This is a genomic window from Henriciella algicola (assembly GCF_003576245.1).
Lineage (GTDB): Bacteria > Pseudomonadota > Alphaproteobacteria > Caulobacterales > Hyphomonadaceae > Henriciella > Henriciella algicola.
Genome location: NZ_QWGA01000006.1, coordinates 122,446 through 137,904, shown reverse-complemented (window position 1 = coordinate 137,904; position 15,459 = coordinate 122,446). Strand labels below are relative to the sequence as shown.

At 60.0% G+C, this 15,459-nt stretch carries 13 protein-coding genes and 1 tRNA gene; 6 read left to right on the top strand and 8 right to left on the bottom strand.

Features of this window, described 5'->3' with window-relative positions:
- The first annotated feature begins 27 nt into the window (after window positions 1-27).
- The 3 genes from D1222_RS09155 (at window position 28) to D1222_RS09145 (ending at window position 3,169) form a co-directional block, all read left to right on the top strand.
- Complete coding sequence (locus tag D1222_RS09155) at window positions 28-1,539, top strand: flavin-containing monooxygenase (protein WP_119453959.1); 1,512 nt, start codon at window positions 28-30, stop codon at window positions 1,537-1,539.
- Window positions 1,540-1,613: 74 nt separating this feature from the next.
- Window positions 1,614-1,690, top strand: a tRNA-His gene (locus tag D1222_RS09150).
- Window positions 1,691-1,957: 267 nt separating this feature from the next.
- Window positions 1,958-3,169, top strand: a complete 1,212-nt coding sequence (locus D1222_RS09145) for an OmpA family protein (RefSeq protein WP_233348631.1) — start codon at window positions 1,958-1,960, stop codon at window positions 3,167-3,169.
- A gap of 185 nt (window positions 3,170-3,354) precedes the next feature.
- Here D1222_RS09145 and D1222_RS09140 read toward each other — a convergent pair whose 3' ends face one another.
- The 4 genes from D1222_RS09140 to D1222_RS09125 form a co-directional block, all read right to left on the bottom strand.
- Window positions 3,355-5,526, bottom strand: coding sequence for a S9 family peptidase (locus D1222_RS09140; protein WP_119453957.1), 2,172 nt, complete (start codon window positions 5,524-5,526; stop codon window positions 3,355-3,357).
- Window positions 5,527-5,700: 174 nt separating this feature from the next.
- Entirely contained in the window at window positions 5,701-6,123 is a 423-nt protein-coding gene (gene msrB / locus D1222_RS09135) for a peptide-methionine (R)-S-oxide reductase MsrB (RefSeq protein ID WP_119453956.1), read from the bottom strand.
- Window positions 6,124-6,215: 92 nt separating this feature from the next.
- Window positions 6,216-8,219, bottom strand: a complete 2,004-nt coding sequence (locus D1222_RS09130; protein WP_119453955.1) for a hypothetical protein — start codon at window positions 8,217-8,219, stop codon at window positions 6,216-6,218.
- A gap of 225 nt (window positions 8,220-8,444) precedes the next feature.
- Window positions 8,445-8,900: a MaoC family dehydratase gene (locus D1222_RS09125; protein ID WP_119453954.1), complete on the bottom strand. Its 456-nt coding sequence runs from the start codon at window positions 8,898-8,900 to the stop codon at window positions 8,445-8,447.
- A 199-nt stretch (window positions 8,901-9,099) separates the two neighbouring features.
- On the opposite strand from D1222_RS09125, the gene D1222_RS09120 reads away from it, so the two are divergent.
- A complete protein-coding gene (locus tag D1222_RS09120) occupies window positions 9,100-9,453 on the top strand; it encodes a DUF4870 family protein (RefSeq protein ID WP_119453953.1) in 354 nt (117 codons plus the stop codon).
- Window positions 9,454-9,474: 21 nt separating this feature from the next.
- On the opposite strand, the gene D1222_RS09115 is transcribed toward D1222_RS09120, so the two are convergent.
- Window positions 9,475-11,025 carry an acyl-CoA synthetase gene (locus tag D1222_RS09115; RefSeq protein ID WP_119453952.1) on the bottom strand — a complete coding sequence of 517 codons (1,551 nt, stop codon included), beginning with the start codon at window positions 11,023-11,025 and terminating at the stop codon, window positions 9,475-9,477.
- A 195-nt stretch (window positions 11,026-11,220) separates the two neighbouring features.
- On the opposite strand from D1222_RS09115, the gene D1222_RS09110 reads away from it, so the two are divergent.
- On the top strand, window positions 11,221-11,589 hold the full coding sequence (locus D1222_RS09110) for a hypothetical protein (protein ID WP_119453951.1): 369 nt from the start codon (window positions 11,221-11,223) through the stop codon (window positions 11,587-11,589).
- 35 nt (window positions 11,590-11,624) lie between these two features.
- On the opposite strand, the gene D1222_RS09105 is transcribed toward D1222_RS09110, so the two are convergent.
- Window positions 11,625-12,542 carry a sterol desaturase family protein gene (locus D1222_RS09105; RefSeq protein WP_119453950.1) on the bottom strand — a complete coding sequence of 306 codons (918 nt, stop codon included), beginning with the start codon at window positions 12,540-12,542 and terminating at the stop codon, window positions 11,625-11,627.
- Between the two features lie 156 nt (window positions 12,543-12,698).
- On the bottom strand, window positions 12,699-13,418 hold the full coding sequence (locus D1222_RS09100) for an SH3 domain-containing protein (RefSeq protein ID WP_147371846.1): 720 nt from the start codon (window positions 13,416-13,418) through the stop codon (window positions 12,699-12,701).
- Window positions 13,419-13,604: 186 nt separating this feature from the next.
- Between D1222_RS09100 and D1222_RS09095 the strand changes: the two genes are divergently transcribed.
- A complete protein-coding gene (locus D1222_RS09095) occupies window positions 13,605-14,525 on the top strand; it encodes a crotonase/enoyl-CoA hydratase family protein (RefSeq protein ID WP_119453948.1) in 921 nt (306 codons plus the stop codon).
- Window positions 14,526-14,584: 59 nt separating this feature from the next.
- Here the strand turns inward: D1222_RS09095 and D1222_RS09090 are convergent, their stop codons facing one another.
- Window positions 14,585-15,379, bottom strand: coding sequence for a hypothetical protein (locus tag D1222_RS09090; RefSeq protein WP_147371845.1), 795 nt, complete (start codon window positions 15,377-15,379; stop codon window positions 14,585-14,587).
- Window positions 15,380-15,459: the final 80 nt, after the last annotated feature.

Sequence of the window (15,459 nt, the reverse complement as noted above, 5' to 3'; positions counted from 1 at the left end):
CGAGCGGATTCGCGGTTCTCTCCGAGAATGGCAAATCCTGATTTCGACGTTCTCATCGTTGGCGCAGGTTTGTCCGGCATCGGCGCTGCCTATTATCTTCAGGAACGCTGTCCCGGCAAAACCTACGCCATACTCGAAGGCCGCAAGGCAATTGGCGGGACGTGGGACCTTTTCCGATATCCCGGCATCCGCTCTGACAGCGACATGCATACGCTGGGCTACGACTTCAAACCTTGGAAAGAGCGAAAGGCCATCGCCGACGGCCCGTCTATCCTGAACTATGTCCGCGAAACGGCATCCGAGAACGGCATCGATCGCAGGATAAAATTCGAACACCTCGTGCGCGAAGCGCGCTGGGATTCTGGTGCCGCGCTCTGGTCACTGAAGGTTGAGGACAAGGCGGCGGGCGTCGAGCGGACGCTCACTTGCCGGATGCTGCACATGTGCGCAGGCTACTATTCCTATGAGGGCGGCTACAAACCGGATTTCCCGGGCGAAGCGTCCTTCAAGGGGCAGGTCATTCACCCGCAAGCCTGGCCGGAAGACCTGGACTATAGCGACAAGAAAGTCGTCGTAATCGGCTCTGGCGCGACTGCCGTCACGCTGGTGCCAGAGATGGCGAAAAAGGCCGCGCATGTGACCATGCTGCAGCGTTCGCCGACCTATATCGTCTCCCGCCCGGCAGAGGATAAGGTCGCCCTTGGCCTGCGCAGAATCCTTCCAGCGAAGACAGCCTATGGTCTGACCCGCTGGAAGAATACGCTGCTGCAGATGCTCTTCTTCAGGCTCGCCCGTCGGCGCCCTGAGAAAGTGAAAGAGCGCATCGTCGGCATGGCCCAGGAAGAGCTTGGCGCCGATTTCGATGTCGAAACGCATTTCACGCCCAGCTATAACCCGTGGGACCAGCGCCTCTGTCTCGTGCCCGATGGCGACCTCTTCAAATCCATAAAGGATGGAGAGGCGAGCGTGGTCACCGACAATATCGAGACCTTCACAGAGAGCGGGATCAAGCTTGCCTCAGGCGAGGCGCTCGACGCAGATATTGTCGTGTCTGCAACCGGCCTGCAGCTAGAGTTCATGGGCGGCGCGGATGTGTTCGTTGATGGCAAACCCGTCGAACCATCCAGCCTTCACGGCTATCGCGGGATCATGTTCAACAATATCCCCAACCTCGTCGTGACCTTCGGCTACACGAATGCATCATGGACGCTGAAGGCCGATCTCATTGCCAAGTTCGTCTCGCGTCTCATCCGGCATATGGACAGGACCGGTGCCGTTGAAGTGCGCCCGATCGCCGACCAGCACCCCGGCGATGCGCCGTGGCTCGATTTCTCGTCCGGCTATGTGACCCGCGCGCTCCACCGTCTTCCGAAGCAGGGCCAGGAAGCGCCGTGGCGGCTCAACCAGAACTATGTGCAGGATATATTCGAGATCGGCCGCGCACGGCTCGACGATGGCATCCTGCGCTATCGAAAACCGGGGGATGCGGCATTCAAAACACCGATGGAGGTCGCGCCTCAGCCACTTGCGGCGGAATAGGAAAGAGGCGACTGCATCAGAGTCGGGAAAGCGGCTTGAACGCAAGGCCGCTTGAGCGTATGTGCGTCCGACGTGCCGCCTTAGCTCAGTTGGTTAGAGCGCTGGTTTGTGGAACCAGAGGTCCTCCGTTCAAGCCGGAGAGGCGGTACCATTCCCCCCTGATTCGATAATCTCGCGCTCGGTTGCTCAAATGTGACCGTAATCTGGCAAACTTCTGGCAGGTAGCTGTCAGACAAGAAAAAATGTTGCATTTACGCCGCGCCTGCTAGAAAAAACGCGAAGTTTCAACTATTTTCCATCTTTGTACACTCGTCTACGGAACGAACTTGCTCTAGGTGAGTATGCACACGGAATGGTCCGTTTAGTCTCTGCGGTCGGTGGGTAATAGTGCCCATACGGCTCACAATAGGGGATGAGTATGAAAAGAACTCTTATGTGCGCGACAGCCGCGGCCGCCTTGGCGTCTGCAATGTCTGTCGCTAACGCTCAGGACGGCTGGTACGGCCGTGCCGATCTGGGCTACAGCTTCGACGGTGAGCTTGACTCTGATCCGCCGACCAACGCGCCTTTCGCGCTCGGTGGCGATCAGGAACTCGACGGCGACGGCCTGCTCGGCGCCCAGATCGGTCTGGGTTACGGCTTCGGCAACGGCTTCCGTCTGGAATCGACCTTCGGTTACCGCGGTGGCCAGCTTGAGCCTTCCACCACGATCACCGGTGCAAGCATCCTGAACCTCCCGCCGCTGACCAATGGTGGTTATGCTGTTGGTGGTGACGGCGACGTCGCGGTCTATGACCTGATGTTCAACGCTCTGTACGACTTCAACCCAGCAGGCGCTGTCCAGCCATACCTCGGTGCTGGTATCGGTCTCGCAAAGGTTGACGCTCGCGCAACCAACCTGCGCGCTGGCGTTGTCACCGCAGGCGGCGTTCAGACGTTCGACGCCAACGGCTTCAACGACGACGACACCGGCATGGCGTACCAACTCCTCGGCGGTATCGGCTACGGCCTCACCGAGCAGCTCACGCTTGACCTCGGCTACAAGTACTTCTTCGTCGATGACCTGAACTTCGATGGCCGCGCACCGCTCGGTCAGCCAGTTCCTTACAGCGGCGAATACGAAGATCACTCCGTGACGGTTGGTCTGCGGTATCAGTTTGCGGCACCAGCGGCTCCACCGCCACCGCCGCCACCACCACCGCCACCACCACCACCGCCACCTCCGCCACCACCACCGCCTCCACCACCACCACCACCGCCACCACCACCGTCGTGCTCGACGCTGAACCAGGCGTTCGTGGTCTACTTCGAGTGGGACAAGTCGAACATCACCAGCCAGGCTTCGGCTGTGATCGACCAGGCTGTGGCGAACATCCGTAGCCGCCAAGAGTGTGCTGCGAACTCTGTGACGATCGTCGGCCACACCGACACGTCCGGTGCACAGTCCTACAACGCACGTCTCTCCGAGCGTCGCGCTGCAGCGGTTGCAACTGCTCTTAACGAGCGTGGCATCCCGTCCAGCATGATCGCCACGGAAGGCCGCGGTGAGAACGACCTGGCCAAGCAGACCGCTGACGGTGTGCGTGAGCCTCTGAACCGTCGTTCGGAAGTCACGATCATCGTTCGCTAAGAACGGTCTGATCTGACCTCAGAAATCGATGATGGCCCGGCAGCGATGCCGGGCCATTTTCGTTGGCGGCTATAAAGCATTGCGCTCTCGACCAGTGGGACCGCGCGGCTCCGTTCGCAACAGGCATAAAAAAACGCCGGCTCCCGCGAAGGGGCCGGCGTTTTCTTTTTCGGTTTAGCGGTGGGCTATTCGTTTGCGGACGTCTCGTCGCGGGAAATGTCGTAACCGTCGACAAGTCCGACGCTGGCGAGTGCAAAAGCGTACTCGATGGCTGTCTCTTTCAGCCCCTCGAACCGGCCCGTTGAGCCGCCATGTCCTGCATCCATGTTGATGCGCAGATAGTAAGGCCCTGCATTCGGCGCTTCGTAGCGAAGCTGTGCCGCCCATTTCGAAGGCTCCCAATAGGTGACGCGCGGATCCGAAAGGCCGCCGGTGATCAGCATCGCCGGATAATCCTTGTCGCCGACATTGTCGTACGGGCTGTAGGCCAGGATCGTGTCATACGCCTCGGCATCCGTGATCGGGTTGCCCCATTCGGGCCATTCAGGCGGTGTCAGGGGCAGGGTGTCGTCCGACATCGTGTTGATGACATCGACGAATGGCACCGCCGCGATAATGCCGCCGAATAGCTCCGGATCCATGTTTGCGGCTGCGCCCATCAGAAGTCCGCCAGCGGACCCACCATGACCGACAACGCGGCCTTCCGCGCCATAGCCGTTTTCAACCAGGTAACGCCCGGCAGAGACATAGTCCTTGAACGTATTGGTCTTCTTTTCCAGCTTGCCGTCCAGATACCACTGATACCCCTTGGCCTGAGAGCCGCGGATATGGGCGATGGCATAGATGAAGCCGCGATCGACCAGCGACAGGCGAGAGGTCGAGAAGCTCGCCGGAATGGTGATCCCGTAGGAGCCATAGCCATAGAGCAGCAGCGGCGCGGTCCCATCGACTGGCGTGTCGGCGCGGCGAAGGATGGTGACAGGAATTTCTTCGCCATCCCAGGCCGGGACCATGAGGCGCTCGACCGCGTAATCCTCTGCATTGTGGCCAGACGGCACTTCGCGCGTCTTGCGCAAGGTGCGCTCGCGCGTCGCCATGTCATAGTCGAAGACCTGACTTGGGCTGGCCGGTGAGGCATAGTCGTACCGCATCACGGTCGAGTCATACTCACCCGACCCAAGTCCAAGATCATAAGCGCTCTCATCCATCGCGATCGTATGCTCGTCGCCACTCTCGCGCTCACGCACTACAATGCGGGGCAGGGCGTTTGCCCGCTCCAGCCGCACAAGATGATCCTTGTAAGGATCAAGGCCGAGCACCAGCGTGCCTGGGCGGTGCGCGATCACGTCTTGCCAGTTCTCGCGTCCCGGATTTTCGATCGGCGCTTTGACGACCTTGAAGTCGACGGCGCCATCAGCATTGGTGAGGATATAAAATGCGCCATTCCAGTGCGTTACGTCATATTCCTCGTCTTCCTTGCGAGGCGCGACGAGTTTTGGCTCCGGGCTCGCCGCATCGGCCGGGAAGAACCAGACCTCGCCAGAGGTGTGGCCGCCGGTCTCGATGAAGATGAACTCTTCCGACTCGGACTTGCTCACTCCGACAAAGAAGCCAGGGTCTTCTTCGCGGTAGATCTCGACGTCCTCGCCGGTGGTGAGATCGCGCTGGAAGACGGCCGTCGGGCGGCCATTGTCATCGCGCTCCACCCAGTAGAGCAGGTTGGAATCAGCGCCCCACTCAAAGCTGCCATAGGTGCCTTCGATCGGCGCGCCCACGGCTTCGCCGGTTTCGATATTGCGCACGGCAATCGTGTAATATTCGCTGCCCTGCGTATCGATCGCCGAGGCCAGCAGCTTGTGGTCAGGCGACTGCTCCAGCCCGCGGATCGAAAAGTAGGACTTGCCCTCTGCTTCCTTGTCGCCGTCGAACAGCACGGTTTCCGGTGCATCATCCTCGAAGGCCTGTTCGGCAGGCTTGCGCGCAAAGATCGGATACTCACCGCCTTCGCGGTAGCGCACATAATAGGCATATGGCCCGTCTTTGGAGGGGACGGAGCTGTCATCCTCCTTGATACGCCCGCGCATTTCCGCCAGCAGCGTCTCACGCAGCGCTTCGGTTGGGTCTTCCAGCGAGGCTTTCGTGTAGGCGTTTTCGGCCTCGAGATACTCACGGATGTCTTCGCGCAGAACTGACGGGTCTCGCATGACCTGCTGCCAGTTCTCGTCCTTCATCCATTGATAATTGTCGGTCCGCGTACGCCCGACCTGTTCGATCTCTACAGGGACGCGCTTTGCCATTGGCGGGGTCTCGGCGCGTGCATCGGTTGCGGTCTGCGTGTCAGCTGCAGATTCGGTCATTGTATTATCGCTCTGTTCGGTCTGTCCGGAAGGAGACGTGCACCCTGTCAGGAGGGCAGCACTTGCGGCGCTGGCCAGCAGATAGCTCAATCGCATGGGAAAAAGGTCTCCGTTTCATATCGAGAAACGCAAAACCCTAGCGGCTAAAGCTGTGCTGTCCAGAAGCCTCGGATATCAGGCCGGCTTGAAGTTCAAGACGACACCATTGATGCACCAGCGCTCGCCAGTTGGCGGCGGTCCATCCTTGAAGACATGGCCCATATGCAGCCCGCAGGTCGCGCAATGGCACTCCTTGCGCGGCATGATCAGCTTGAAGTCAGTCTTGGTATCGACGGCCGTTTCGCGCACCGGCTGATAAAAGCTCGGCCAGCCCGTCCCGGAGTCGAACTTGTGCTCCGAGGACCAGAGCGGCGTGTCACAGCCAACGCAATGATACAGGCCGTCACGCTTTTCATCATTGTGATTGCCCGGCGAGAAGGCGCGCTCGGTGCCGTCCTTCACGCCAACGCGGTACTGGTCTTCCGTCAGGAGCTCGCGCCATTCCTTGTCGGAACGGCTGACGCGCTTGAAATTGTCAGCAGGCTTTGGGGGCAGCATGTCGTAGCTCCTGTCTCGATAACTCCTAGTCGAGATATGGGGTCAAAAGCGGCTTTAAACAGCCTTAGGCGACATGTCGCCCAGCCTGGGCGCTATTCGTCCGCGATCCGCAGGCCGCCGGTGCGCCAGGCGGCGAGGCAGTCATTGGCGTCGCGATAGGCATCCTCTTCCATAAGCGGCGTCTGCGTCATGCCTGTGCCCTCAAAGCGCGGATCATCACACTCGCCATCATTGGCCCACTGGCTGGAATTGTCGCCAAAATTGATCCCGTTGAACGAGATGCTTTCGCCCGTGGCTTCAGCCTCTGAAGGCGGGGCGGTGTCCACTTCAGCAGCGGTCTCAACCTCTGCTTCGACGGCAGGCACAGTCTCTTCCGCTGCCGGGACGACAGGCGTCTCAGTCGCTGCCGGGAGAGCCGTGACCGCTGCATCGCGAAGCTCAAGACGGCCCGCCTCGAAAGCGGCGCGGCAGTCGCTCGCGTCGCGGCCAATGTCTTCCTCGATCAGCGAAGTGGAGGTCATGCCTTCGCCGGTAAAGCGCGCATCATCGCACTCACCGTCGAGGGCGAACTCGCTCGTGTCGTCGCCGAAATCGATTCCGCTATCGGTCGGGGTGACCGGCAGAGGCATCGCGGCTTCTGCAGGCATTTCGTCGGGCACTGCTGCTTCAGCGTCTGTCTCTGCAGGCGCGGCCGCATCCTCTTCGACCACCTCATCAACAGGCGTAGCCTCTGCGTCAGCGGCCACATCAGCCTCGTCAGTTGAAGCGGTTTCTTCGGCTTCGTCCGCGACCTCAGTCTCGGCCTCGACTGGTGTGTCTTCGACAAGATCAGCGTCCAGTTCTGCCTCAGCCTCGGCTTCAACGGCGTCAGCCTCGTCGGCAGCTTCAACCACGGTGTCCGTCGCATCTTCCGCAGGCGAGGCTTCGGAGAGGTCAGCTTCCTGCTCAACCGGCGCGGCGTCAGCTTCTAAAGCATCGTCCGCCATTTCGGTGTCATCGGCGGCTGCCTCATCGGCCTCGACCGGTTCGACATCGCCAGCGTCTTCGGTTGCCGCCTCATCCAGCGTCACGGGAAGATCAGCCTCTTCGGCTTCAGCGTCTGTTTCGGCTGGAATTTCGGTCTCAGCCTCTGTCTCTTCGGTCGCGTCCATGGCGACCTCTACGTCGCCATCAGCGGGCGCCATATCCGCTTCGGCCTCAGCCTCTGCGTCAATGTCTGCCTCGGTGTCCAGATCCGTTTCGTCTTCAGCCGGGGCGCCTTCGTCCGCCGCAGCGTCAACTTCAGCCTCGGTCTCTACAGTTTCGGCTTCGGCAGCGTCCTCCGCCACTTCGTCGACAGGGTCCGCGTCCACGGGTGCGTCTTCAGCTTCTGGCGCAACATCGGCCGCATCGTCCACGGCGACGTCGGCCTCGGCGTCGTCTGCCGTCTCAGCATCACTCTCATCAGAAGCGGCGTCAGCTTCTGCCGCAGCCTCAACATCTACCTCGACAGTTTCTGTTTCATCTTCCGCTTCTGGTGCTGGTTCTGCTTCAACGTCGCCCGCTTCGGCCTCTGCGCCTTCAGCATCGATGTCTTCGGCTTCGACCGCGTCGGAATCTACTTCGGCCACGACGTCGTCAGCGGCCGTGTCCAGGTCCACCTCAACATCTGCTGCGTCCACTTCGGCTTCCGCCTCAGTCTCATCCGCCTCGACCTCGTCAGTGGCCGTGTCCAAGTCCACCTCAGCGTCCGCGTCCACCTCTGCAGCGTCGACTTCCAAGTCTTCCGCGACTTCCGCTTCCGCCTCAATCGCAGCATCGGCTTCAACCGCCTCCGCCACATCATCCGCCGCTTCCGCTTCTGCCACCTCGATCAGCGTCACCTCACCGGCTTCCCACGCAACGACGCAGTCGCCCGCATCGCTCATGATCGCGTCTTCCGACGGCGTCTCGGCCATGCCGGGGCCTTCAAAGCGCGGGTCGCTACAGACGCCGTCTCCGGCAAAGGCTGCATCGATGCTGCCAAATCGTGGCATCGACCCTTGCGCGATGACGGGCAGGGCGAGCAGGGCGAGCGCCGAGGTCGACAGGAAAAGGGACTTTGGTTTCACGAGCATGGCTTGGAACCCTTTTTGAAAGAAGCAGCCGAAAAGCTATTCAACATCAGTCGGGCACCGCGAGGCAATTTCCTTTTTGCCCATGCGAAACCCTGTGCCACGAAAACTGTGCAGCAATTCAACGTCAGAGTCTGCAAGACTCGTGCCTTAACCGGCAATGAATACGAAAAAAGGGCTGGCAGATCATTCCGCCAGCCCCTTGTGATTTCACCTGTTTTTCAAGGCCTAGCCGTAGACGACGGTCAGCGTCTCAGCGACGAGCGCCGGGCGCTCCTGGCCTTCAACTTCAATCGTGGCTTCCATACGGGTCTGCTTGCCGCCGGCTTTCGATTCGACTGCAAGGCACTTCTGGCGCAGGCGCACCTTGGAGCCGACAGGCACCATGTTCGTGAAGCGGACCTTGTCAGAGCCATAATTGATGCCTCGCGTCGTGCCTTCGATGCGAAGAACTTGCGCACCCAGCATCGGCAGCAGGGACAGGGTCAGGAAGCCGTGCGCGATCGGGCCGCCCATCTCCTTCGTGGCGCGTTCCACATCGACGTGGATCCACTGGTGGTCGCCGGTCGCGTCAGCAAACTTGTTCACGCGGTCCTGATCGATCGTCACCCAGTCAGAGACGCCAACCTCCTGGCCAGCAATGGATTCAAGGTCGTTATAGTGGACTTTTTTCGGGTCAGCCATCTGGTCTGTTTCCTTCCTCAGATATTGGAATTCGTGTTGGCCGGTACTTTTGCGAAAACTGGACGCCATTCGCAAGCCTTGGCGCAAGGGGAAGCAGTTTCATGGCCGGGCGGGCCTCGTTCGGCATGGCCCCTTGCCAACGCGGCGCGGGCGCGACAGCTTGGCCCTATCTTCAGATCAAACCGCTTGAGGTTCTGCCATGTCCGATCCCGTCGTCACCGTTGATCCGGGCCAGAAGGGCAATGCCAACCTGGTCTATATTCTCTATCTCTGCAGCTTCCTGATCGGTGTTTCGGCGCTGGTCGGCGTCATCATGGCCTATGTCGGCAAGGATAGTGCCTCGCCGCTGGTGCGCTCTCACTATCGGAACCAGATCAACATCTTCTGGAAGATGCTGCTCTTCATGGTGGTGGGCGCCGTGCTGACGCTCATCATCGTCGGCGTGCTGATCATTCTGGCCGCCATCGTCTGGTACGTGATCCGCATCGTCAAAGGGATGCAGGCGCTTCTGGCTGACCAGCCGATCGAGGATCCGGCAAGCTGGGGAATCTAGGATACTCCAGCTTGCGCCTTCCTAGACGATCGTCGAATCGCTCTTGCCCCAATAGCGGTCGCGGACGAGACGCTTGTAGAGCTTGCCCGTCGGGTGACGCGGCAGGGCCGGGTCGAAATCGACGGTTTTCGGGCATTTGATCTTGGCGAGCTTGGAGCGGCAGAACTCCAGCAGCTCTTCCTTCAGCGCCTCATCGGTCGGGATTCCCTCTGCGGGCTGAACGACCGCTTTCACCTCTTCACCAAACTCATCATTTGGCACGCCGATGACGGCAACGTCGGCCACTTTCGGGTGCGTGATCAGCACGTTCTCGGCTTCCTGCGGATAGATGTTCACGCCGCCGGAAATGATCATGAAGGCCTTGCGGTCAGTGAGGTAGAGGAAGCCGTCCTTGTCGACACGGCCCACATCACCCAGCGTTGACCAGTCGGCATGCTTGGGGTTCAGCGCGCCCTTCGTCTTCTCAGGGTCGTTGTGATAATTCGGCGGGGTCGTGCCGCTATAATAAATGGTGCCTGCTTCACCGACGGGCAGCTCATTGCCTTCCTCGTCGCAGATGTGAAGCTCACCCATGACAGGCAGGCCGACAGAGCCCTTATGGTGCAGCCATTGCTCTGAATTGATCCAGGTCATGCCATTGCCCTCGGACCCGGCATAATATTCCTCGATAACAGGTCCCCACCATTCGATCATCTGTTCCTTGACCGGGATAGGGCAGGGGGCTGCCGCATGGATGGCTGCACGCAGGCTTGATACGTCGTATTTGGTGCGCACCTCTTCAGGCAGCTTCAGCATTTTGACGAACATGGTCGGCACAAGCTGGGTGTGGGTCACCTTGTACTTCTCGACCAGCTGCAGATACTTTTCCGGGTCGAACTTCTCCATGATGACCAGCGTCGCGCCCATGCGCGTGAAGGACATGCACCAGCGAAGCGGCGCTGCATGGTAAAGCGGGGCAGGCGAGAGATAGACCATGTCGTCGCCCTGCGCCTTGGCCAGAAGCTGGGCCAGCTGGACCAGAACGCTCGGCTCATCGATCGGCATGCCAAGTTCCAGCGCCGGACGAATGCCCTTCGGCCGCCCTGTCGTGCCGGACGAATAGAGCATGTCCGTCCCCATCATCTCATCAGAGATCGGCGTGGTCGGCTTCTTGGCGGCAAGCTCCTCGAGCTTCTGATAGGTCGCGATCTCTCCGTCGATGGACCAATAGGCTTCCAGCTCGGTGATCGCATTCACTTCGACCGCAACACTGCTGAGGCTCGCCGACGCAATCAGCACCTTGGAGCCGGAATCCTCGACGATGTACTGGACTTCCGGCGCCGTCAGGCGAGAGGAGATGCAGACATAATAGAGACCGGAACGCTGCGCGGCCCACGCAATCTCGAAATAGCGCGCGCTGTTTTCCGCAAAGATGGCAATCGTGTCGCCCGGATTGATGTCGTGTTCGCGAAACAGGTGGGCGATCTGGTTAGACCGGTCTTCCAGCTGTTTGAACGTGACCGTCTCGCCGGAATTCCCCATGATATAGGCGGGGTGGTTCGGCTTGGACTTGGCGAAATGAAAAGGGTGCATGCGGGGTCCTCTCCTCGTGCGTATGGGCGCGCCTCGGGCCATGCCTGTCGGGCGTCGTGTCGTTGCAGAGGTTTCTATCAAGCGGGCCTCATGCGTCCATGCCCAACGTAGCGGAAACCCGCAGGCACAGCGCACTGAATTCATGGACAGAATAAATTCGTCCGACACCGGCCAGCCCGTGATCCAATCATCGCCATGAACCGCGCCTTCATCCTTCGTGCCTTGAGACTGCTTCCGGTCTGGCTCTGGCCGGTCTTGCTGCGCGATGTCGCCGTCTATTTTCGCTGGCGCGCGGACTTGCCGGGCGACATGCGCGGGCATGTTGCGCTTGCGGTGTCGCGTCAGGGGCGGCTCCTTGTCACTGGCTATTACGAGGATGATGTGGGGGGCTGTGTGCATGGTGAAGATCATGTCCCGCGCCAGCCCTGGCTTTCCAGATCGATCGCCCTTGGTGCGGACGTGCGCCAAACCGGCTTTCGGGCTGCGCTTTCAGATATGTTTGGCGTGGCCTTGGCGGGTCTGAAACCCGTGCCGCGGCCACCATTCGCTTTCGACAGCGGATAGCTGCGCGCTTTCTCGATAATCAGCTGAAAATGCCGTCAGTCCTGCTGGGTCTGCGGCCGCGCCTGCTGCGCCTCCGCCCAGGCCGCGCGAATGTCTTCGCTTCGATTGTGCTGGCCATCGGGGCTCCAGCCCGGCGGATTGAAGGCCCGGCGTATCCAGCGGTCAGGCCGCAGCCCGTCGCGCCGACAGTCACTCATCAGCCCGCCAAACTCATGGAAGGCAATGCGGACGGGGTTATAGCTGCCCAGCGGTTTCACGATGCCATAATTGGGGCGGTCGTCTTCGCGCTCTTCGACAAAGCTGCCGAACAACTTGTCCCAGACAATAAAGACGCCCGCATAATTTGCGTCGAGGTATCGTGGATTGGTTGCGTGATGGACCCGGTGGTGGGAGGGCGTGTTCATCACGGCCTCGAACCAGCGCGGCATCTTTCCGATCGCCTCGGTATGGATCCAGAACTGGTAGAGAAGGTTCAGCCCGCCCGCGAAGAAGATGAAAAGCGGGTGGAAGCCAATCAGCACTAACGGCAGGCCAAGCAGGATGAGGCCGGTGAATGGCCCGAACCAAGGTTGGCGCAGCGCTGTGGTCAGATTGTAGTGGGTCGAGGAATGGTGCGTGACATGCTCCATCCAGAACCAGCGCATGCGATGAGCCAGGCGGTGCTTCCAGTAATAGACCAGGTCATAGGCCACGAAGAGGATCAGAAAGCTCCACAAGGTGACCGGGTTTTCAACAATCCGGTAGGGCCAGGCCAGCATCATCATCCAGAGGGCGATGGCGCCGGTAATCGTGTTCACGACCAGATTGCCGATCCCCATCGACATGGAGGCGATGGCGTCTTTCGTCTCATACCGCCCGCCTGCGCGGCCCGTCTTCACCGCCCACCATTCCCAGATCACCGCCAGAACAAAGGCAGGCGCAGCAATCGTAGTGGGGGAGGCAAATTCAGGCATGGCTCAATGCTAAAGGCGACAAAGACGGCGACGAGGTCAAAACCCACAAAATGAGGTTCAGTCCGAAAACCTCTCCTGCATTCCCATTGAAGTCCAGATCACTCAGCAGCGTCAGATCAGTCCCGTCGGCCAGTTCAGACAGTTCGTCCCCAGTCCTCAGCCACAGCCAGCACCGGCATATACATACTGCGCATCCTGTTTGAGTATCCACGACCAGTCGCCGTCATGATCGACCTCGCACCAGATCTCCTCATCGATCATCCGCTCGGTGCAGTTGCGAACCTCGACGCACACCCCAGCTTCGATTTGCCCTTCGACCGAGGAATTGAGGTTCGCCATGAAGCGCTTGTTCATGCGCGCCCGGGTTTCGATGGGCAGAAGGTCGAATCGGCTTCCCGGCATGCCGAGGTCATGGTCCTGCGCACATTGGCGGCTGTCATAGTAGCGCACGCACTCTGGAGCTGTCGCTTTGCCGACGCCTCCGGCAGCGTAGCTCGGTCTGGCGGGTGGGCGCGCTCTGTCCTGCGAAGAGTAACGCCTTGCGGGTTCGCTCCTCATGACGCTCATCGTCACTGGATCGCCATCGCCGACATAACCGTCATAGCCAGCGCCGTCTGGCATGACCGACATCAGGATATCACCGCTCGCACCAAGGAAACGCACCTCGCCCATATTACCGACCGCATATCGCTCAAATGGTCCCACCCGGCAGCCTTCATCGAGATGATCGATCGTGCCTTGTCCGATCCGGTTTTCGTCTTCCACAAAAACGACCCGGCAGACATCGCTATAGGCTTCGATCCCCCAGACTGTCTGCGCCGCCCCGGTGGCCGACAGGCCTGCCAGTGTCATGAACATGATTAAAAACCGCGTCATCAATGCCCCCCCATTGCTCTGTTAACGTACAGTTTTGTGCCCTCTTGAAGAGCATATTGATCCTGGCGGCACAAGTGGAGCGCCCCGGGTTTTGCGACGACGCGTCCTCGAAAACGCGCTTGACGAACGCGGGGGAACCTCTCCTCAGTGACCTGCGAAACAAAAGCTAACCAGGGAGACCGCCATATGGCCGCGACAACAATCAAGGAATTCGAAGAGATCAAACTGGAGAAGGAAGACGGCATCGCCGTGCTCACCCTCTACCGCCCTGACAAGATGAACGCCTTCACCGGCAAGATGATGCAGGAAATGATCGCCGCCTTCGATGAGACCGACAAGGATGACGACATCAAGGCTGTCATCGTCACCGGTTCGGGCGATCGCGCCTTCTGTGCAGGCGCTGACCTTTCATCGGGCGCGAAGACCTTCGACTATGACGCCCGCTCTGGCGACGGCGAAGCTGGCCGCACCAGCCGCGAAGATGTCCAGCGCGATGGCGGCGGTCGTGTGACGCTCCGCATCTTCGAAAGCCTGAAGCCGGTCATCGGCGCCATCAACGGCGCAGCGGTGGGCATCGGCGTCACGATGCAGCTGCCGATGGACATCCGTATCGCGTCAGACAATGCGCGCTTCGGCTTTGTCTTCAACAAGCGCGGCATCAATCCGGAAGCCGCCTCCAGCTGGTTCCTCCCGCGCCTCGTCGGTATCTCGAAGGCGCTTGAGTGGTGCTATACCGGCCGCGTCTTCCCGGCGTCCGAAGCCCTTGCTGGCGGTCTCGTCTCTGAGGTTGTCCCGCAAGCCGACCTCATGTCCCGCGCCAAGGAACTGGCCCGTGAGATCGCTGACAACACCGCGCCGGTTTCGAACGCCGTGACCCGCCACATGATGTGGCGCATGCTTGGTGCAGAGCATCCGATGGATGCCCACATCGTCGATTCGGCCTCCATCTATGAGCGCGGCCAGTCGCCAGACGCCAAGGAAGGCGTGATGAGCTTCCTCGAAAAGCGCCCTGCGAAGTATGAAGGCTCTGTCTCCAAGGACATGCCGACCTTCTTCCCATGGTGGAAGGACCCATCCTTCAAATGGATCTCCAAAAAAGGCGGCTGATAGCTCAGCCTACGCGTTGAACTTCGAAAGGCTGCGGTGCTTCAGGTGCCGCAGCCTTTTTACTTGGTCCGTGGACGGGTCACGAGAAATGCGGCGATGAACGCAAATGCCGCTAAGACAATGCACAGAGTAAGCGCATCATCTGCGCTCGAGCCAAAACCGACCGGGTCAGACGTCGCCATCGCATAGGCAAATACGACAGGTGAGAAGAGCAGCGGCGCGGATAGGGCTAAGGGCTCCAGATAGTTGGTCACCGACGAGTCTGCATAAAGGTCTGCGTCCTGCTGAAGTGATCTCATCAGAGTGAAAAAGAAAACCGACAGAACAATCGCTGTCGGCACTGACATTGCGCCAAAGAGAGGAAGCAGGTGGGACGTGTTGGCGGGCAGCGTATGGCTGAAAAGGCCGTAAAGCGAAGAGAAGAAGCCCGAACCGCATAGGATGACGGCCAGTGCGTGGTAATGCGCCCGCCGGCCGAGGCGGAGCCAGATCACGCTTGCGGCGTAACAAAGACAGACAAATGTGCCGATCGACATGCGCGCAGGCGGCGCTTGGTTCGCCAGGGCGCTCTCTTCATCGACCCTCGTTCCGAGTATCAGGCCCAGAAGCATTACGAAGAGCGCGAACAGGGTGAGCGCGAGGGCGCGGCGCCGTTCGTCCCTACGCGTGGAGATCACGAATGCGGCGCAGAGTGAGATCAGCGCGCAAGCCGTCGTCGGAACCATCGCGCTGTTTGAGCGGCCAAAAGTCTTGAGGGCATCGATGCCCAGAACCGACCCCATGAGGCAGGTGATTGAAATGCCCAGCACAATGCCAAGAAGCACCGTTTGAGAAGATGTGAATCGGTCCCGCACAGTGAAGCCCTCCTCACACCACCGATGTTCGCGTCTATGTCACGATGAGCCGCTCCCAGAATAATAATTAATGAAACATT